The following is an 18,370-nucleotide window of genomic DNA, read 5'->3' as shown; positions in this document are numbered from 1 at the left end:
CGACGCTCACCTGGTGAGGGTCAGCGTCACCTTCGCGCCGGGCTTCGCCGTGATGTGCAGCAGCTGCTTCTTCGCGTTGTAGTGCGCCTTGCCTCCGGTGATCGACACCTTGGCGCCCTTCGCGTAGGTGGACTGCGGCACCCAGATCTCACTCTGGCCGGCACCCGCTGTGAAGGTCACGGTGTACGTGCCGGTGGCGGCGTCGAACTGCTCCGCACCCGGCACTCCTTCGATCGCCCGCGCGTACGGACCGTACGCGGGCTCGTTGCCAGGGGCGGCCCCGCCGTCGCCGTTCATCGCGCAGTAGCCGCCGCCGTCACTGGCGCAGTAGTACCAGATCGCCCAGCCGCTGGCGAAGCGCTCCATGGCTGAGACCTGCGCGGCCACGAGGGCGGCGTTGCCTGGTGTGCGCGAGTTGGGCACACCCCACTCGCCGACGATCATCGGCATGCCGTTCGCGGTGGGGTACGCCGAGATCGCGGCTTCGTAGTTCACCACGAAGTCGTCCTGCGTCCAGTCGCCGCCCTCTTCCACGCCGGTGTTGTAGAAGTGCGGGGCGTAGCCGAGCCGCGCCTTGCCATCACGCGGGTCATCGAACGAGCGCAGCTGCGTCGGAACGCCGTAGCCGACAAGCACTGTGGGCTCGACGAAGATCCACGAGTCGTCGTCGACGCTGCGGATCGCCGGGATGAGCCGGTCGTACATGTCGCTGATCTGCGTCGACTCGATGCGCGCGGAGGCTGTCACCCAATCGCCGCCGTCCTCTTCGATGAACTCGCCGAACGGCTCGTTGAACAGGTCGTAGCCCAGCAGACTCTCGTGCTCGTTGAACGCGCCGGCGACCTCTGTCCACAGGTCCTGCTGTGCGCGCTGCAGATCCGCGTCGTTGTACAGGTGTGTGAAGGCGCGCATCACCGCGGGCTGGAAGTAGTTGTTGAACCAGTTCGCGGGGTCATCCTCGAACGGCAGACCGTCGGTGCGGGTCGCCCACTCCGGGGCGCCGGAGGCGCCGAACACCGGCCCGTAGACGTCCTGGTGCATGTCGAGCATGACATGCACGCCCTCGCGATCGGCGGCGTCGAGCACCGAGTCGACGTAGTCGAAGTACGACTGGTCGTACTGTCCCTGCTCGGGCTCGAAGTACTGCCATTGCACGACCAGCCGCAGGAAGTTGAATCCCTGATCGGCCATCGTCTCGATGTCGGCGGGGTTCAGTCGGTCGTGCACGTACTTGGCGGCGTTGTATCCGCGCAGCTGCAGCGCACGCCCCTGCTTGTCGGTGATGAAGACGCGGCCGTCGGGCGTGGTGACGGTTGCATCGGACTTGCCTGGTTTCGCCGGCTTGCCGGGTTTGCCAGGCTTGTCCGGTTTGCCGGGCTTCGCGGGCTTGTCGGGTTTGCCTGCAACGTGGATGCCCGACGCGGCCGGCGCCGGGGCGGCAGACGCCGCCGGCGCGAAAGTGAGTACGGCCGCGGTGGCGAGGGCGAGCCCCGCGGCGACACGATTGAGGACGGTGGGCATGGCGCTCCTTTGCGCTGGGGGAAACCGCGTGCGCGGGGGGAACGCACGCGGTTGCCTGCGAGCATACGCCTATGTGGGTCGATCGTCCCAGTCGGAACGACGAGCGGTGCGCTGAGCGAGCGCAGCGAGTCGAAGCGGCAAAGGACGTCAGCGCCCGCCGAACCCGGGCAGGAACGGCTACGTGTACGCGAAGTCGGGGAGGGAGAGGCGTGGGGTGCGCCAGCGGTGTTCGGGGTCCCACCATGCGGGGCCGCGGATTTCGGGGAGTCCGTGGTTCATGCGGATCTCCCACCCGGAATACTCCAGCGAGCGGTGGTGCCACCAGCACAACGGGACGCCGTTGTCGGTGCTGGTCGGCCCGCCGCGGGCCCATTCGGTGACGTGGTGGATCTCACACCACGACGCCGGGACGTGACAGCCGGGGATCAGACACTCCTTGTCGCGCAGGGTGATCGCGCGGCGCTGGTAGACGGTGAAGATCCGGTCGGTGACCGTCATCCCCACGATCCGGCCCTGCTCGGTGAACACCCGCTGGATGGTGCCGGTGCAGCCCGCGTGCCGGGCAACGGCCGCGTGGACCGGGGCTTCGACGCCGGGGATGGTGGCCCAGGAGCTGTCGGCGGAATCCAGGTGCACCACTAGCGTGGGAGCCGCACCGCCCAACGACGGCATATCCGCATTCCGAGCGGCGATGCCCAGGGCTGCGGTGAGAGCATCGTGCTGCTTCTGCCCCCGCGTGCGCGTGTCGAGCACGCTGCGCGGGTCACTGTTGAACTCGTCACCGTCAACGCCGGCATCGTCGGCGCGGTCGTTGCCCGCATCGTCGGACGGGCGGAAGGCGACGCCTTCCGGGGCGGGTGGGCCGTCGGTCTTCGGGTTCAGCTGCGCATCCAGCAGCAACTGCAACTGGGCGTACGTCTCGGGCAGCAGGTTCCCCCGCAGTGGATACACCCCGTCCCGCATCCGCCCGACCGACAGGAACCGACGCGTCATCGCCCGCTGCTCGGTCGGTTCCGCGCCATCAGGGTCCAGCCGCAGAGCGATCGCATGCGCGATGGACTTCACATCCTCCGGCGTCGCCGCCGGAACCCGGTCCGGCTGCGTGCCGTCCGCATCCGTGTCTCCGCCGTCTGCATCCGTGTCTTCGGCGCCCCCGTCCGTGCCGTCTGTGGCCACGTATCCGCGCACCACCTCCGCCAGCACCGCATCGGCCTTCCACCGGTCCGCGGCACCGATCCGGTCACCGGCCGATTCGACCGGCCCCGTCGCCGCCAACAGCCCTGTGACCCCGATCGCCCCGTCGAGCATCGCCTGCCTCAGCGCCGGCCACCGCGCCGGGAGCGGCGCTCCGGAGGTGAGGTCCGTCTCGCGGTGCACGGCCCTGCTGGCCTTCACGATCTGCGCCGCCGCACGGGAATCCACACGCAGGGTCCGCTGGAGCAGTTCGTTCATGCTCCGGCATCCGACACCATTCGCAAGCCCCACCGGATCCGAGGACGCCACCGTCTCGACGACCACAGCCTCCACCCGCCGCAACGCATCACCAGCCCGCCTCAGCACCACCAGTCGTTCCGCATCGGACAGCGCCGCGAACGCATCCGCACCGAGCACCTGATCGAGGTCGGCGACGACCCGATCCAGGAGAGCTGCGGTGCTGTTCATACCTCTATTCAACACGGGGCCACCGACATTGACAGGCAGAATCCGGCTGATCAGAGAAAGATTCCGAAAGAATTCTTGACGCCCCTGAACAACTACGGGATTGGGGTTCCGGGACTTCGAGTCGCTGCGCTCACTCAGCCCGTTTCGACTCGCTTCGCTCACTCAACGACCGGGCGGAGGGAGGCCCGCTCAGTTGCGGTTGGCGTTGCGAGCCTTCACCTCGCGCAGCAGTTCCTGACGAGCAAAGTCAGTCGGAGTTCGTCGCGCTCAGGCGTCCGGGGCCTCCAGGGCTCGCAGTCGGGGGGCGAGGTCGCGTTGGAACAGGGTCATGAAGCGCTCCTGGTCGTGGCCGGGGGCGTGGAAGACGAGGTTGTTGAAGCCCCAGTCGACGTAGTCCTTCACCTGCGCGACCACGGCATCAGGGTCGGCGCCGACGATCCACCGCTTCGCGACCTGCTCGATGGGCAGGGCGTCGGCGGCCTTCTCCATCTCGATCGGGTCGGTGATGTCGTGCTTCTGCTCTTTGCTCAGCGACAGCGGCGCCCAGAACCGCGTGTTCGCCAGCGCAGCATCCTCCGTCTCCTCGTACGAGATCTTGATCTCGATCATCCGGTCGATGTCGGCCAGCTTCCGCTTCGACAGCTCCAGCCCCTCCTTCACCGCCGGAACCAGCTGATCCTCATACAGCTCGCGCCCCTTGCCCGAGGTCACGATCACCCCGTCCCCGGCACGGCCGGCGTACTTCGCCACCGTCGGCCCCCCGGCCGCGATGTAGATCGGCACACCCCCGTCGGGCACGTCGTAGATCGACGCATCATGCGTCGAGTAGTAGTCCCCCTCGAACGAGACCCGCTCCCCGGTCCACAGCGCCCGCATCAGTCGCACCGACTCCCGCAGCCGCGCGAACCGCTCCCGGAACTCCGGCCAGTCCTGCGCCCCCGCCCCACGGAACCCCGTCGCGATCTCGTTCAGCGCCTCACCCGTCCCGACACCCAGGAACACCCGGTCGGGGTTCAGCATCCCCAGTGTCGCGAATGCCTGCGCGATCACCGCCGGGTTGTACCGGAAGGTCGGCGTCATCACGCTCGTCCCGATGCGGATCCGGCTCGTGCGCTCCCCCACCGCCGCCGCCCACGCGATCGAGAACGGGGCATGCCCGCCGGTGTACCGCCACGGCTGAAAATGATCACTCACCGCCACGGACTCGAACCCGAAATCCTCCGCCATCACCGCGAAATCCACGAGCTCCCGCGGCCCGAACTGCTCCGCGGACGCCTTGTAACCCAGCTTCAGCATCAGATCTCCTCTTCAGCGCGGATGGCGTGCGCGTCAGCATCCGCCACCGCTCGGCCGTCCTCGAACCCCGCTCGGTACGCCTCGTCGGCGCCGAGCCGGAACATGTCCTTCGAGGCGTCGCGCACGATGCTCGCCGCCCCTGCCAGATCCAACCCGCCCACGACGCGCCCCATTCCGCGGACCACAGCCACCGGGCATCCACTGAGCTTGCCCTTGACCAGGTCGCCGGTGGCGGCGAGCTCATCGGCGATGCACGGCAGCGTCACGATGAGCGGGCGCCCTGCGCTGTCGACCTGGCCGCCGAGGCGGTCGAAGATGTGCACACCTGCGGCTCCGATCGCGATGTCGGTCTGCCCCTCGCGCCACGGGCGTCCGAGCGTGTCGCTGATGATCACTCCGACCTCGGCTCCGGTCGCCGCGCGCAGCGCCCCGGCCAGGTCGCGGGCACTGGCATCAGGGTCGATCGGCAGCAGCAGCACTGTTCCGGATGCCGTGTTCGAGGCATCCACTCCGGCCGCGGCGCCCACGATGCCGAGCCTGTTCTGCACGATGCGGGTGACGCCGCCGTCGGCGCGCGGCCTGGTCGCGACGATGCGCGCGGTCTCGGCGGTGATCGCCGCCTCGCGATCGTCAGCCGCGACGATGCGCCCCTCAGCCTTGGAGACGATCTTCGAGGTGACGACGAGCACGTCGCCGTCCTCGAGCGGGGTCGGCTGCAGTGCGGCGAGGATCAGGGCTGCGAGGTCGTCGCCGGACTGCACCTCGGGGATGCCGGGCAGCGGCCACACGGTCAGCATCTGTCATGCCCCCATCTCTGGCGCGATCTCGCGCGCATAGATCTCGAGCCAGGCATCCTGAGCGCGGCTCACGTTGTGCACGTGCACGGTGTCGAAGCCGAGTGCGGCGAGCGCGCGCAGGTGGGCGGCGTGCACGGTGGGATCCGCGCTGACCGGGATGCGGGAGCGGATGTCGTCTGGCGAGACCGCGCGGGCGAGCTGCGCGACGTCGAACGGCGAGCGGATATCGCCTCGCGGAAAGCGCAGCCCTGCCATGGGCCAGTCGGTCAGGGCGTTCGCGAGCGCCTCCTCGTCGGTCGGCGCCCACGACAGCTGGGCGTGCACGGTCGCGCGCCCCGGCGCGTGACCGCCCTCGCGGGCACCCTCGCGGAACGCGCGCAGCAGCGCGACCAGGCGGTCCGCCGGTGCTGCCTGCACGACGATGCCGAAGCCCTCACGGCCGGCGCGCCGCGCGGTGACGGGGCCGCCTGCCCAGATCTGCACGCTCGGCGGGGTGGTCGGCATCGTCCACAGGCGCGATGTCTCCAGCCGGTGGTGTGCGCCGGCGTGCCGCACATCGCTGCCCTTCGCCGACGCGGTGAACAGTTTTCGGATGATCTCGGCCGACTCGAACAGACGCGTGGCGCGCTCATGCGCCTCCGGCCAGTAGCCGCCGACGACGTGCTCGTCGATCGCGTCGCCGGCCGAGAGCAACAGGCGGTGCCAGTCACGCTGTTCACCGCCTGAGCGCAGCGCGCTGAGCGTCGCGCTCGCCTGCGCGACGGATGCCGGGTGCTGGCGGTATCCAGGCACAGCCGACACCGTGACGGTGCCCGAGATCCGCTGGCCGACAGCACCGGCGACGGTCCACGCGAAGGCGGACTGCCCCTGCTGCGGCAGCCAGGGCTGAAAACGATCACTCAGCACTGTTCCCGCGAAGCCGCTGTCTTCGGCCAGAGCGGCCAGGCGAACAGCATCCGACGGCTCGAGCTGCTCCAGCGCCGCGACGAAATGCACCTCCATGTGCCACCCCTCCGTCCCGACCTCGGTTCCGGACCGATCTCGGCCTTCCCTAACGCTACCCGGGAACGGATGGCGGGAGATTGTACGGATGGCGGTAGATCCTGCGGCGTGTCTCCCGCCATGCGTGGATTCGACCGCCATCCGTACCTGGGTTGGTGTGGGGGGTCGGGGTCGGGAAGTGGATGCTAGGGCGCGACCTTGCGGTGCGAGGCAAACGCCTCGGCGAGCGCGTCGCGCACCAGGGTCACACTCTCGGATGCCCGGCCGGCGGTGCGCACGGCCGTGAACACCTCTCGCACCGGCGAGCCTGGCAGGGAGGCCAGGCTCATGCCACTGGGCTCATCGCCCCAGATGAGGTCGGGCAGCATGCCCACGGCGTGCCCTGCAGTGATCAGTCTGATGTGCGCGGTGAGGTCATCGGCCTCGAAGCGCACGTCGGGTTCGAAGCCTGCAGCGCGGCACTGCTGCACCGCCCACTGCCTGGCGGCGGTTCCCGCGGGCTCCAGCACCCAGGCGCGGTCGCGCAGGGATGCCAGGGGCGCTGGCGCCTCATCGGGTGACAGCACGATGCGGATCGGGTCCTCGCCGAGCAGGCGGTGCTCCAGGCCGGCATGCACCTCGCGGGTGTGGCCGGGGTACTGCTCGGCGATCACCAGATCGAACCGCCGGGCGGACAGCTCGAACAGGCTCTCCTCCGGCGGAAGCTCCTCGAGCTCCACCCGCAGCTGCGGGGCGCGCGCGGCGAGCAGCGTGAGAGCGGCAGGGACGATCGTCTCCGCGGCAGTCGGCATGGCCGCCAGGCGAACCGGCTCCAGCGCCCCAGGGGCTGCCAGCGCGGCACGGGCGGCTTCGTCGAGGTCGAGCATCCGCGCGGCGTGCTCTGCCAGCATCCGCCCCTCCGCCGTCAAGCGCACCCGGCGCCCGTCCGGCTCGAGCAGCGCGACCCCCGCTTCGCGCTCCAGCAGCGCGAGCTGTTGCGACACGGTCGACGGGCTGTACGACAGCGAGGCCGCCACCTCGGCGATGGTGCCGCGCACTGAGAGCTCATGAAGCAGGCGCAGGCGTCGCAGCTCGAACACGTGCTCATCCTACTTTCAGACGGTGTCGGCTTTCAGACGGTGTCGGCTTTCAGACGGCGCGCACGTCGGCGTGCGGCATCCGCTCGCGCATGACGCGGATCGCCTCGGGGTTGTCATCGACGAGCACCGCGTCACGACCGAGTGCGGATGCCACCGCTCCCAGCGTCCCAGAGCCGGCGAACAGGTCCAGCACCCGGTCACCGGGGCGGCTCGAGGCCTGCACTATGCGACGAAGCACCCCCTCGGGCTTCTGCGTCGGATACCCGGTCTTCTCACGCCCGGTGGTCGGCACGATCGTGTGCCACCAGACGTCAGTGGGCAGCTTGCCGCGGGCGGCCTTCTCGGGCGTGACCAGTCCAGGGGCCATGTACGGCTCTCGGTCCACGGCATCCGAGTCGAAGTAGTGGCCACCTGGCGCCTTGACGTAGACCAGGATCGTGTCGTGCTTTGTCGGCCAGCGGCGTCGCGACTTGGCACCGTAGTCGTACGCCCAGATCAGTTCGTTCAGGAAGCAGTCGCGTCCGAAGACGGCATCCAGCATCACCTTCGCGTAGTGCGCCTCGCGGTAGTCGAGGTGCAGGTACAGCGTGCCGTCGTCGGCCAGCAGCCGCCAGGCTTCCTCCAGCCGCGGCATGAGGAAGTCGCCGTAGTCGTCGAAGCGGTCATCGTACGTGCGCAGCATGCCGCGCACCCGCTCGTACGCGTGGCCGTGGAAGCCGTGTCGGATCTCTCGCTCGAGCTCGGGCTCACCTGCGGGCTCGCCGGAAATCCGGAGATCCACCCCCGAATCGGCGGCTTCAGCGGCCGCGACCCCGGATTCCGCGGGGTTCTCCGGAGTTGCGGCGAGCCGCCGGGCGGTGACCACCTGCCGCTCCTGCGTGCGGCCGGTGTTGAAGGGCGGGTCCAGGTAGATGAGGGCGAAGGAATCGGATGCCAGTGTCGCCGCGGCCGCGAGGTTGTCGCCCTCGATGACGGTGACGGCCCCCAGTGCGGGCTGCGTCACGGCACACGGTACTTCAAGGGACACGGTGCAGCCACGCGTCGGTGGCGAACTTCGACTCGACGAGCGCTTCGGCATCCGCGTACTCATCCGCGGTGATCGCACCGTCCTCGGCGCCGGTGAGCGAGCGGAACGTGTCCTTGAACTTCTCGATGATCTCGGAGCGCTCCATACCGGTCTGGGTGCGGAGCGGGTCGACGCGCTTGGCGGCCGAGGTGGTGCCCTTGTCGCTGAGCTTCTCGCGTCCGATCCGCAGCACCTCCGTCATCACCTTCCCGTCGATGTCGTACGAGATGGTGGCGTGGTGCAGCACTCCTCCGTTGGCGAGGCGCTTCTGCGCCGCGCCGCCGATCTTGCCTGTGGGCGAGGCGATGTCGTTGAGCGGCTGGTAGGTCGCGTCGATGCCGATCGAACGCAGCGCCTGCAGCACCCAGTCGTCGAGGAACGCATACGAATCGGCGAAGGTCATGCCCTGCACGAGCGCTGCAGGCACGTACAGCGAATAGGTGATGATCTGACCGGCGGCCATCATCATCGCGCCACCGCCCGAGATGCGGCGCACGACATCGAAGCCGTGTCTGGCTGCACCCTCGGGGTCGACCTCGTTGCGGTACGACTGGAACGAGCCGATCACGACGGCGGACTCGTCCCACTCCCAGATGCGCAGCGTCGGCCGACGGCGCCCTTCGCCGACGCGTGCGGTGAGCACCTCGTCGAGGGCGAGGTTCAGTCGCGGCGAGACCGCCTTCTCGTGCACGATCTCCCAGTCGAAGTCACGCCAGCCGGGGGCTGTCACCAGCGCCCGTCGCACAACAGTGCCGACGGCTTCGGGTGAGAACCCCAGCAGCTGCGCGCCATCCGGCAGGGCTGCGCGCACCGCCGCGGCGATCGTCGTCGAGTCGGCTTCGACCGGCATCCCCTCGACGGCGGCGTTGATCGCCTCCAGCGCCGTGTCGGGCTCGAGGAAGAAGTCGCCTGCGAGGCGGAAGTCGCGGATCAGGCCGTCTCGCACCTCGAGGTCGACGACGACGAGCTTTCCACCGGGAACCTTGTACTCACCATGCACCTGACCAGCTTAAGCCGCCGGGTCACATCCGCGCGGGGATCCGGGCGTCCAGCCAGGCCAGCAGGTCGGCACGCACCGCATCCGCCTGCAGCTCATTGAAGATCTCGTGCCGAGCATCCGGGTACACGAGAGTGGTGACGTCGGTGAGCCCGGAGCGGTTCCGGTACGCGTCGGCGAGCTTGTGCACGCTGCGCGGTCCGCCAACCGGATCATCGCGACCGACCATCAGCAGCACGGGCACGCTGTGGCCACCCTTCGAACTCAGATCGCGCTTCGGGCGTCCGTACAGTCGCGCCGCCTCGATCGGGCCGAACAGCTTCAACAACGGCACCTCGGTCGTCAGCGGGTCATCGTGGAACGCCTGCCACACATCGGGGTCGCGCGAGAGCCACTCGAGCCCGTCGGCGTCCTGACCCGCCCATTTCGCGTTCAGCGGTGCGGCATTGAGAGAAGTCGGCGTCAGGTATGCCGATCCGCTGAGGACGACGGCGTCGTACGCCTCCGGATGCTGGTTCAGCAGCTTCTGCGAGAGGAACGAGCCCCACGAGTGACCGATCAGCACCAGTGGCAGATCAGGACGCTCATCGCGGATGATGCCTGTGAGCTGCCAGCAGGCATCCACGGCCGCGCGGATTCCGCCGTGACCGAGGCGGCCGAGCTTCGCCGGACCGCCGTGCTGCCTGATGCCGGTGCGTCCGTGCCCGCGATGATCGTCGGCGTAGACGTGAAAGCCATCCCTGGTCAGTGCGTCGATGAGGGCGCCGTAGCGACCGGCATGCTCACCCACCCCGTGCAGCAGCTGCACCACGCCTCGTGCGGCACCCACTGCTTCATACACGTCATAGACGATCGTGATCCCGTGGGCATCGACGAACTCCGCTGTCCTTGCTGCGACCATGGCCCGAGTCTACGGATTACCGCGGGTCGTGCGAGCGCCGTCAGGCGACCGCGGGTGCCAGCGCCGCGACGACGGCCAGCGCGGTGGCGCGGTCGGTGATCTCGTATGCGCCCACGCCGTCTGCGGCGGAGCCCATCCGCACGGCGCTGTCGGAGACGACGGAGCGCTTGGCTGAGAAGTGCACGGCGTCGACGCCGGCGTCGGCGATCGCCGCGACATCGGATGCTGTGATGCCGCTGCCGGCCATGATCTCGATTGCTCCGTGCGCCTCGCCGACCAGAGAGCGCAGCGCCTCGATCCCCTCGATGGCGGTCGATGCCCCGCCCGAGCTGAGCACGCGTCGCACGCCCACGCCCTGGGCGATGCGCAGCGAGTCGAACAGGTCGGGCGTCACGTCGATCACGCGGTGCAGGGTCACGGGCGCGCCCTCGGCAGCATCCACCAGCCGCGCGAGCCCGTCGCGGTTCAGGGTGCCGTCGGCATCCTGGCATCCGATAACCACGCCGTGCGCGCCTGCGTCGAGCGCATGGCGAACGTCCACCGCCATCAGGGCGATCTCGTCGTCGGTGTAGATGAAGTCGCCGGCGCGCGCGCGCACGAGCACGTGCACCTCGGGGCCGGACTCCCCCGCCGCCTCGCGCGTGAGCTCGATGGTCGCCCTGGAGGGCGTGAGCCCGCCCAGCGCCAGCGCCTGCGCCAGCTCGACCCGCGCGGCCCCCACCTCGCGTGCGATGCGCATTCCTGCGGGGTCCTGGACGGCGAGTTCTAACGCGAGGGGCATGAAAACGATTTTCATATTGAACGTCTGATGCGTCAAGGTTCGTGGGCTTTATTTTCATCCACCCACAGACTCGAAAAGTTTAGTTAGACTATCTAAGTAATGACCGACGACTTCTCCGCCACCGCATCCGAACTCCGCTACGCCGTCTTCCGCCTCGCCAGGCGCCTGCGCAGCGTCCGTGCCGTGGACGAGATGAGCGACGCGCAGCTCGCCGCCCTCGGCGCGCTTCGCGCCCACGGCCGACACACGCTATCGCGGCTCGCCGAGCATGAACGCGTCACCGCGCCGACGATGACGGCGACCATCAACGGACTCGCAGAGCTCGGCCTCGTCGTGCGCATCCCCGACGAGCACGACCGCCGCCGTGTGCATGTCGAGCTCACCGAGCAGGGTGAGAACGTCGTCGCCGAGACCATCCGGCGCCGAGATGAACGACTCTCCGACATGATCACCGACGTCGACCTCGACGGACACGATCTGGCGGTGCTGCGCGAGGCCGCGGCGCTGCTGAAGAGGATGGCCGACTCATGAGCGCCATGTTCAGGTCGTTCCGCAACTTCAACTACCGCACCTGGTTCGCCGGCGGTGTCATCTCCAACATCGGCGGCTGGATGCAGGCCACCGCACAGGACTGGGTGGTGCTCACCGAGCTGACGGACAACGACGCCACCGCGATGGGCGTGACGATGGCTCTGCAGTTCGGGCCGCCGCTGGTGCTCGTCAGTCTCACCGGCTGGGTGGCCGACCGCTTCGACCGCCGCAAGGTGCTGCTGGTCACGCAGACCGCGCTGATGATGCTCGCACTCGGCGTCGCGGCACTGCTGTTGACCGGCGTCATGACCCTGCCCCTGATGTTCTGCTTCGCCGCCGCCTTCGGCGTCGCGAACGCCTTCGACGCACCGGCCAGGCAGGCCTTCGTGTCCGACATGGTGAGTCTTGAGGACACCTCGAACGCCGTCGCGCTGAACTCGGCGGCATTCAACATGGCGCGCCTGGTGGGGCCTGCCGTTGGCGGCATCCTCATCGTCATCCTCGGCACCGGTTGGGTGTTCGTCGCCAATGCCGTCACCTTCCTGGCGATGATCATCGCACTGCTGGCGATCCGCGTGCGCGAGCTGATGCCGCGCATCAAGGACCACCGCTCCGGTGGCCTCGGCGAGGGATTCCGATACGTGTGGGGGCGCCCCGATCTGGTCGTGGTGTTCGCGATGGTCTTCTTGATCGGCGCATTCGGCATGAACTTCCCGATCTTCGCCTCGACGATGGCGCTGGAGTTCGGCAAGGACGCCGACGGGTATGGCTTGCTCAGCTCAGTGCTGGCGATCGGCTCACTGGCAGGTGCCCTGCTGGCCGCCCGGCGCGATCGCGCGCGCGTGCGCGTGCTGGTCATCTCTGCCGGCGGGTTCGGTGTGGCATCCGTCGTGTCGGCCCTCATGCCGACCTACTGGAGCTACGCGGCCGTGCTCATCTTCGTCGGATTCTCGACCGTATCGATGCTGACCACGGCGAACGGGTACGTGCAGACCACGACCGATCCCGCGCTGCGGGGTCGCGTGCTCGCGTTGTACATGGCTGTGATCATGGGCTCCACCCCGATCGGCGCGCCGATCGCCGGGTGGATCGTCGACGCATTCTCTGCGCGCACCGCGATCGTGGTTGGCGGGATCGCAGGGCTCGTCTCGTTCGGCATCGGCGTGGGGTGGATGCTGTGGTCCGGCCGCCTGCGCCGCCGCGACGGCGCGCTCTTCCTGATGACGATCGACGAGACGCGTCCGCTGTCGGTCGTGCAGGCCATGGAGCCGACGACCTTCGACGACCGCGCCGCCGCGACCTCCCCCATCCGCGTGCCCCGACGCCGCAAGCGCGGCTGACCCCGCCCGCCGCTTCACGCCCCCCGCTGAGAAACCGCTTGCCGTTTGAGACATCGCCCCTGGCGTGGTTTCTCAAACGAGAGGTGGTTTCTCACGAGATTGAGGGCCCTGGCGAGCGGCGAGGCTCGTAGCCTGGATGCATGACCGAGACGGCACGGCATGGCAGGGTCGCCACGACCTCCAGAGCGGCCTCGCCGTCACGCCTGGCCGCGGTAGCCGCAGGCATCGCGGCAGTGCTGCTCGGCGCGGGAGTCGGCGAGCTCGTCGCCGCACTGATCGCGCCGACCTCGAGCCCCTTCGCCGTGGTCGGCGGTGCGCTCATCGACCTCGCCCCCGCATGGGCCAAGGACACCGCGATCGCCTGGTTCGGCACGAATGACAAGACCGCCCTGCTGATCGGCATCGGCATCGTCCTGCTTGCGGTCGCGGCTGTCGCCGGTCTCTGCGAAGCCCGCTGGCGGCATGCCGGGGTGATCGTTCTCCTCGTCATGGGCGCCGGCGTCGGCATCCTCTCGTTCACCAGGCCGGACGCAGGGCTGCTGTCCTGGCTGCCGTCCGTCCTGGCCGGGGCCGTCGCCGCTGTCGCGGTGCGGATGCTGATCGGGTTGGCGCCAGCCGCAGCGGATGCCCGCATCGATGCAGCCGTGGCGAGCGTGCCCACCAGCTCGGAGCCCCGCGCGTCCGGCCCGATCGCAGCGGAGGGCACAGCGGAGGGCACAGCGGAGGGCGCAGCGACGGGTCCGACCCGCCGCCGGTTCCTGATCTGGGCCGGCGGCACCGCGGTCGTCGGAGTGGCCATGGCGTTCGCCGGCTCACTGGCCCGCGCCGGGTCCACGGTCGTGACGGCGGCGCGCGCGGCGATCCGCCTGCCGAAGCCTGCGACCCCGGCATCCGCCATCCCTGCCGGCGCAGAACTCGACGTCCCCGGCCTCTCACCGCTGGTAACGCCGAACGACGGCTTCTACCGCATCGACACCGCGCTCATCGTGCCGACGGTCGACCCGTCGACGTGGCGACTGCGCGTGCACGGCATGGTCGCGAACGAGGTGGAGCTGACCTGGGACGAGCTGCTCGCGCTGCCGCTGATGGAGACGGCCGTCACGCTGTCGTGCGTGTCGAACCCGGTCGGCGGAGACCTGGTCGGCAACGCGGTGTGGCTCGGGTATCCGATCCGCGAGCTGCTGGCCAGGGCCCAGCCGGACGCGGATGCCGACATGGTGCTCTCGACCTCGGTCGACGGCTTCACGGCCGGCACCCCTCTTGAGGCGCTGACCGACGACCGCGACGCGCTGCTCGCGATCGGAATGAACGGCGAGCCGCTGCCCCTCGAGCACGGGTTCCCGGTGCGGATGGTGGTTCCTGGACTGTACGGCTACGTGTCGGCGACCAAGTGGGTGACAGAGCTCGAGGTCACCCGGTTCGACCGCGCTCGGGCGTACTGGACCGACCGCGGCTGGTCAGCGCGAGGGCCGATCAAACTGCAGTCGCGCATCGATGTGCCGCGCACGGGCGCGAACGTGAGCGCCGGCGACGTGGTGATCGCCGGCGTCGCCTGGCAGCCGGGCAGCGGGGTCGCCGGCGTCGAGGTGCAGGTCGACGACGGCCCGTGGCGATCCGCCGAGCTCGCCTCCGCGATCTCCGATGACACCTGGGTGCAGTGGCGGATACCCTGGCGCGCTGAATCCGGTGAGCATGTGCTGCGTTGCCGTGCGCTCAGTGCCGACGGGAAGCCCCAGACAGAGGCATCCGCTCCCCCCGCGCCGGACGGCGCGACCGGCTGGCATGCGGTCTCAATCACGGCCTCTTAACACTCTTCACAAATTCGTGAAACGGGTGTACCGTCGCCTCTCATGAACACCATCATCAGCACGCGCGGTCTGACCAAGACCTACGGTCGCGTGCATGCTCTCGACGGACTCGACCTCGAGGTGGGTGCCGGTCAGGTGCACGGCTTCCTCGGCCCGAACGGCGCGGGAAAGTCCACCGCGATCCGCATCCTGCTGGGTCTCGCCCGCAAGACGTCAGGAGAGGCATCTGTGCTCGGCGAGGAGCCGTGGCACAGCGCTGCCGACCTGCACCGCCGCATCGCGTACGTGCCAGGCGATGTCAGCGTCTGGCCGAATCTCTCCGGCGGCGAGGCGGTCGATCTGCTCGCCCGCCTGCGCGGAGCGCACACCAAAGACCCCGCGTACCGGTCCGAGAAGCTGCGCATCATGGAGGCATTCCAGTTCGATCCGCAGAAGAAGGGCCGCTCGTACTCCAAGGGCAACCGGCAGAAGGTCGCGCTGGTCGCTGCTTTCGCCGTGCCGGCCGCGCTGTACATCCTCGACGAGCCCACCAGCGGCCTCGACCCCCTGATGGAGGTGATGTTCCGCCGCGAGATCACCCGCGTGCGCGACGCGGGTGCCACCGTGCTGCTCTCCAGCCACATCATGAGCGAGGTCGAGCAGCTCTGCGACCGCCTGTCGATCATCCGCAACGGCCGCATCGTCGAGACCGGCACGCTGGCGGATCTGCGGCATCTGACCCGCACCGAGATCTCGTTCGATGCGGCGTCCGACGACGCTCTCGTCGGCATTCCGGACGCGCACGACGGCGTCGTGCTCGAAGGCCGCGCGCGGTTCACGGTCGACAGCGACCGGGTCGTGGGTGTGCTGCCAGAGCTCGCGCAGCGCAGCGTCGAGGGCCTGCGCATCGAGCCGCCCTCCCTGGAGGAGCTGTTCCTGCGGCATTACGGAGATGACCTCGCCGTTCTCGAGCGCGGCGATGACCCCGGCGCGCCCGAGAAGGGCGATGGCCAGGCGGATGCCGCCACCCGGCGCGAACGGAAGCAGCAGGAGGCCCGGCGATGAGCACCATCGCCGCCACCGCGACCTCAGGGTCGGGGGCGCTCCACCTACTGCGCCAGCGACTGCGTCGCGACCGCGTGCAGCTGCCACTGTGGATCCTCGGCACTGTGGCCCTCGCCGCGTCGGCGGTCGGGGGCGTCGTCGAATCGTACGGCGACCTCGATGGCCGCATCACCGTGCTGGCAACCGTGATGGCCAACCCGGTGATCCTGATGTTCCGTGGGCTTCCGTCCGGCTCGGGCGAGGCGCAGGTCGCACTGTTCCTCATCCTTCCGTTCCTCGCCATGCTCGCCGCATTCATGAGCACGTTCCTCGCAGTGCGCCACACCCGCACCGAAGAGGAGCAGGGGCGCGCTGAACTGATCTCGGCCACACCCGCGGCCAGGGTCACGCCGCTCGTGGCGACAATCGTGCACGGCGTGCTGGCGAACATCGTGCTCGCGGTGCTGGTCGGCCTGGTCTTCATCGGTGCCGGGTACCCGGCACCGGGCTCGTGGGTCTCGGCACTCGCCGTCGCGTCCGTCGGCCTGTGCTTCCTCGGGGTCGGCCTGCTTGCAGCGCAGCTCGTGCGCACCTCGCGCGGCGCGAACTCGCTCGCCGTCTGGATCCTGCTCGCGACCTATGTGATGAGCGGTCTCGGCAACGCCCTCGGCACCCCGAGCGCCGACCTCACGCGCATGGAGAGCAGCTGGCTGGCCTGGCTGTCGCCGTTCGGCTGGGCCGAGAACACCCGCCCGTACGCCGATGACGCGGTATGGCCAGCGCTGCTCGGCATCGGCGTGGGCGTCGTGCTCACCGCCGTCGCCTTCGCGGTGCAGTCGGTGCGAGATCTCGGCGAGGGCATCGTGCCGCAGCGGCACGGACGCACTTGGGCTCCGGCATCCCTCGGCTCGCCGATGGGGCTGGTCTGGCGGATGACGTCCGGTTCGGTGCTCGGCTGGGCCATCGGCGGCTTCCTGACCGGTCTGCTCGCCACCAGCCTGGCATCAGTCATCAACGAGATCGGCACGAAGGTGGAGGCCGTGCAGAGGGTCTTCGAGGCGCTCTCGAAGAGCGGGGGCCTCGAATCGGGAATGGTCGTGATCTTCTATCTGATGGTCGGCGTGCTGGCGGCCTGCGCCGCCGTGCAGACCGTCTGTCGCGCGCGACAGGAAGAGGTGCACGGCACCGCAGAGCCGGTGCTCGCCACCGCGGTCGATCGGGTGCGATGGCTGGCCGACTATCTCGTCGTCGCGTTCGGCGCCGTCGTGCTGATCGTGGCGGCGGCGATCGCCGGCTCGGCCCTCGGCGCAGCGCACAGCGACGGGTCGCTGATGCAGGATGCCGTCGTCGCCGGCATCGGCCAGGGCATAGCGGCGTGCGTCTTCCTGGTGCTGACGGCGCTCGTGTTCGTGCTGGCGCCGAGAGCCACGATCGTCGTGGGGTGGATGCTGGTGATGGTGGCCCTGATCATCGGGCTGTTCGGCCCGCTGTTCTCGCTGCCGGACTGGCTGACGAACCTCTCGCCGTTCACGCAGACCCCCGTGCTCGCCTCCGACGGCGTCGATCTGAAGGGCGTCTGGTGGCTCGCCGGTGCGGCGGCGGTCGGCGCGGCAGCATCCCTCGTCCTGATGCGGCGTCGGGAACTGCACCCGACAGCCTGAGAGGATGACAAGATGACGGATGCTGACGACGCTGCGCCCCCGGCAGGAGATGCCACGCACCTCGGGGTCGACGCCGCCGAGGACGCGGCGGCCGTCATCACGGCTGTCGGGTTCCCGCGCATGCCCGCCCGCGTCCTGATGGCGCTGATCGCCGCCCCCGCCGGTGGGTACACCGCCGCCGAGCTCGGTGAGCGGCTGGGCGTGAGTGCCGCGGCGGTCTCCGGTGCGGTGCGCTACCTGCAGACCGTGCACATGATCCACCGCATCTCGCGGCCGGATCGACGCCTGGTGACGTACGAGATCATCGGGGACGCCTGGTACGGCGCCATGTCGACGAACTCCCCCGTGTACGACCGACTGGCGGCGCTGATCGAAGACATCGGCGCCGCCCACGAAGACGACCACGCCGCGCGTGCGCGATCAGAGGAGATGGCGGAGTTCTTCCGCTTCATGTCGCGTCGCATGCCGCAGTTGATCGATGAGTGGGAGACGCTGCGCGCGGAGCGCCTGCTGTCTGACTGAACCCTTCGCGACGGCGATGTCAAGGGCATGCCGCAGCACCATCGCACACCTTAAGGTCAGAGGCATGAACGATCGACGCGATGAAGACGATGCCGCGGACGGCCAGTCATTCCACCAGATCCCGCATGTGCCTGGACTGGATCCGCGGGGTACGGGATTGCCGCGAAAGCTGGGCGACGTTCTGAAGCCTCCCTCGAAGGGGCCATCAGAACCGGCGCCGCGGTCGGCCCAGACCGAGCCCTCTGGCGACGAGGATGCCCCGCTCGGCGGCTCAGAGGTCACCGAGGAGCAGCTGACCGCCGACACCGCTGTCGAACAGGACGCCCTGAAGGCATTCGACCCTGACGACACACCCGTCTGAGCCACGGCCACGCCGAAGGCCC

Annotated in this window: 17 protein-coding genes; 7 read left to right on the top strand and 10 right to left on the bottom strand. The window is 69.1% G+C overall.

Annotation, left to right across the window (positions count from 1 at the left end; all coding sequences use genetic code 11):
* Positions 1 to 6: 6 nt before the first annotated feature.
* The 10 genes from MNR00_RS02520 to MNR00_RS02475 all read right to left on the bottom strand — a co-directional run bounded on the left by MNR00_RS02520 (position 7) and on the right by MNR00_RS02475 (position 11,102).
* The gene (locus tag MNR00_RS02520) at positions 7 to 1,521 is read right to left on the bottom strand and encodes a cellulase family glycosylhydrolase (RefSeq protein WP_241927605.1); all 1,515 of its coding nucleotides are present in this window, start codon (positions 1,519 to 1,521) and stop codon (positions 7 to 9) included.
* Positions 1,522 to 1,698: 177 nt separating this feature from the next.
* Positions 1,699 to 3,183 carry an HNH endonuclease signature motif containing protein gene (locus MNR00_RS02515; protein WP_241927604.1) on the bottom strand — a complete coding sequence of 495 codons (1,485 nt, stop codon included), beginning with the start codon at positions 3,181 to 3,183 and terminating at the stop codon, positions 1,699 to 1,701.
* A gap of 267 nt (positions 3,184 to 3,450) precedes the next feature.
* The gene (gene fgd, locus MNR00_RS02510; protein WP_241927603.1) at positions 3,451 to 4,479 is read right to left on the bottom strand and encodes a glucose-6-phosphate dehydrogenase (coenzyme-F420); all 1,029 of its coding nucleotides are present in this window, start codon (positions 4,477 to 4,479) and stop codon (positions 3,451 to 3,453) included.
* Positions 4,479 to 5,276 (bottom strand): coenzyme F420-0:L-glutamate ligase, encoded by a 798-nt coding sequence (gene cofE / locus MNR00_RS02505; protein ID WP_241927602.1) that lies wholly within the window; start codon positions 5,274 to 5,276, stop codon positions 4,479 to 4,481. The genes fgd and cofE overlap by 1 nt, the downstream gene beginning before the upstream one ends.
* Positions 5,277 to 5,279: 3 nt before the next feature.
* Positions 5,280 to 6,278 (bottom strand): LLM class flavin-dependent oxidoreductase, encoded by a 999-nt coding sequence (locus tag MNR00_RS02500; RefSeq protein ID WP_241927601.1) that lies wholly within the window; start codon positions 6,276 to 6,278, stop codon positions 5,280 to 5,282.
* Positions 6,279 to 6,463: 185 nt separating this feature from the next.
* On the bottom strand, positions 6,464 to 7,357 hold the full coding sequence (locus MNR00_RS02495; protein WP_241927600.1) for a LysR family transcriptional regulator: 894 nt from the start codon (positions 7,355 to 7,357) through the stop codon (positions 6,464 to 6,466).
* Positions 7,358 to 7,406: 49 nt separating this feature from the next.
* A complete protein-coding gene (locus tag MNR00_RS02490; protein ID WP_241928744.1) occupies positions 7,407 to 8,327 on the bottom strand; it encodes a site-specific DNA-methyltransferase in 921 nt (306 codons plus the stop codon).
* Between the two features lie 46 nt (positions 8,328 to 8,373).
* Complete coding sequence (locus MNR00_RS02485) at positions 8,374 to 9,423, bottom strand: lipoate--protein ligase family protein (RefSeq protein WP_241927599.1); 1,050 nt, start codon at positions 9,421 to 9,423, stop codon at positions 8,374 to 8,376.
* Positions 9,424 to 9,445: 22 nt separating this feature from the next.
* Positions 9,446 to 10,321, bottom strand: a complete 876-nt coding sequence (locus tag MNR00_RS02480) for an alpha/beta hydrolase (protein ID WP_241927598.1) — start codon at positions 10,319 to 10,321, stop codon at positions 9,446 to 9,448.
* 40 nt (positions 10,322 to 10,361) lie between these two features.
* On the bottom strand, positions 10,362 to 11,102 hold the full coding sequence (locus MNR00_RS02475) for a copper homeostasis protein CutC (RefSeq protein ID WP_241927597.1): 741 nt from the start codon (positions 11,100 to 11,102) through the stop codon (positions 10,362 to 10,364).
* A gap of 99 nt (positions 11,103 to 11,201) precedes the next feature.
* Here MNR00_RS02475 and MNR00_RS02470 point away from each other — a divergent pair, with 99 nt between their 5' ends.
* From MNR00_RS02470 to MNR00_RS02440, 7 genes are all read left to right on the top strand, one after another.
* Positions 11,202 to 11,633, top strand: coding sequence for a MarR family transcriptional regulator (locus MNR00_RS02470; protein WP_241927596.1), 432 nt, complete (start codon positions 11,202 to 11,204; stop codon positions 11,631 to 11,633).
* A gap of 5 nt (positions 11,634 to 11,638) precedes the next feature.
* The gene (locus tag MNR00_RS02465; protein WP_241928743.1) at positions 11,639 to 12,973 is read left to right on the top strand and encodes an MFS transporter; all 1,335 of its coding nucleotides are present in this window, start codon (positions 11,639 to 11,641) and stop codon (positions 12,971 to 12,973) included.
* Positions 12,974 to 13,113: 140 nt separating this feature from the next.
* Positions 13,114 to 14,781, top strand: coding sequence for a molybdopterin-dependent oxidoreductase (locus MNR00_RS02460; protein WP_241927595.1), 1,668 nt, complete (start codon positions 13,114 to 13,116; stop codon positions 14,779 to 14,781).
* A gap of 42 nt (positions 14,782 to 14,823) precedes the next feature.
* Positions 14,824 to 15,825: an ABC transporter ATP-binding protein gene (locus tag MNR00_RS02455; RefSeq protein ID WP_241927594.1), complete on the top strand. Its 1,002-nt coding sequence runs from the start codon at positions 14,824 to 14,826 to the stop codon at positions 15,823 to 15,825.
* Positions 15,822 to 17,465 carry an ABC transporter permease gene (locus MNR00_RS02450; protein ID WP_241927593.1) on the top strand — a complete coding sequence of 548 codons (1,644 nt, stop codon included), beginning with the start codon at positions 15,822 to 15,824 and terminating at the stop codon, positions 17,463 to 17,465. The genes MNR00_RS02455 and MNR00_RS02450 overlap by 4 nt, the downstream gene beginning before the upstream one ends.
* Positions 17,466 to 17,477: 12 nt before the next feature.
* Positions 17,478 to 17,987: a helix-turn-helix domain-containing protein gene (locus MNR00_RS02445; protein WP_241927592.1), complete on the top strand. Its 510-nt coding sequence runs from the start codon at positions 17,478 to 17,480 to the stop codon at positions 17,985 to 17,987.
* Positions 17,988 to 18,051: 64 nt separating this feature from the next.
* Positions 18,052 to 18,348: a hypothetical protein gene (locus tag MNR00_RS02440; protein ID WP_241927591.1), complete on the top strand. Its 297-nt coding sequence runs from the start codon at positions 18,052 to 18,054 to the stop codon at positions 18,346 to 18,348.
* Positions 18,349 to 18,370 lie beyond the last annotated feature (22 nt).

The organism is Microbacterium sp. H1-D42, from assembly GCF_022637555.1.
In the GTDB taxonomy this organism is placed as follows: domain Bacteria; phylum Actinomycetota; class Actinomycetes; order Actinomycetales; family Microbacteriaceae; genus Microbacterium.
This window is presented reverse-complemented; position numbering and strand designations above follow the sequence as displayed.

Coding starts and splice junctions, on each gene's coding strand:
- MNR00_RS02520 (WP_241927605.1), bottom strand. CDS start 1,521: ATGCCCACCGTCCTCAATCGTGTCGCCGCGGGGCTCGCCCTCGCCACC.
- MNR00_RS02515 (WP_241927604.1), bottom strand. CDS start 3,183: ATGAACAGCACCGCAGCTCTCCTGGATCGGGTCGTCGCCGACCTCGAT.
- fgd (WP_241927603.1), bottom strand. CDS start 4,479: ATGCTGAAGCTGGGTTACAAGGCGTCCGCGGAGCAGTTCGGGCCGCGG.
- cofE (WP_241927602.1), bottom strand. CDS start 5,276: ATGCTGACCGTGTGGCCGCTGCCCGGCATCCCCGAGGTGCAGTCCGGC.
- MNR00_RS02500 (WP_241927601.1), bottom strand. CDS start 6,278: ATGGAGGTGCATTTCGTCGCGGCGCTGGAGCAGCTCGAGCCGTCGGAT.
- MNR00_RS02480 (WP_241927598.1), bottom strand. CDS start 10,321: ATGGTCGCAGCAAGGACAGCGGAGTTCGTCGATGCCCACGGGATCACG.
- MNR00_RS02475 (WP_241927597.1), bottom strand. CDS start 11,102: ATGCCCCTCGCGTTAGAACTCGCCGTCCAGGACCCCGCAGGAATGCGC.
- MNR00_RS02470 (WP_241927596.1), top strand. CDS start 11,202: ATGACCGACGACTTCTCCGCCACCGCATCCGAACTCCGCTACGCCGTC.
- MNR00_RS02465 (WP_241928743.1), top strand. CDS start 11,639: ATGTTCAGGTCGTTCCGCAACTTCAACTACCGCACCTGGTTCGCCGGC.
- MNR00_RS02460 (WP_241927595.1), top strand. CDS start 13,114: ATGACCGAGACGGCACGGCATGGCAGGGTCGCCACGACCTCCAGAGCG.
- MNR00_RS02455 (WP_241927594.1), top strand. CDS start 14,824: ATGAACACCATCATCAGCACGCGCGGTCTGACCAAGACCTACGGTCGC.
- MNR00_RS02450 (WP_241927593.1), top strand. CDS start 15,822: ATGAGCACCATCGCCGCCACCGCGACCTCAGGGTCGGGGGCGCTCCAC.
- MNR00_RS02445 (WP_241927592.1), top strand. CDS start 17,478: ATGACGGATGCTGACGACGCTGCGCCCCCGGCAGGAGATGCCACGCAC.
- MNR00_RS02440 (WP_241927591.1), top strand. CDS start 18,052: ATGAACGATCGACGCGATGAAGACGATGCCGCGGACGGCCAGTCATTC.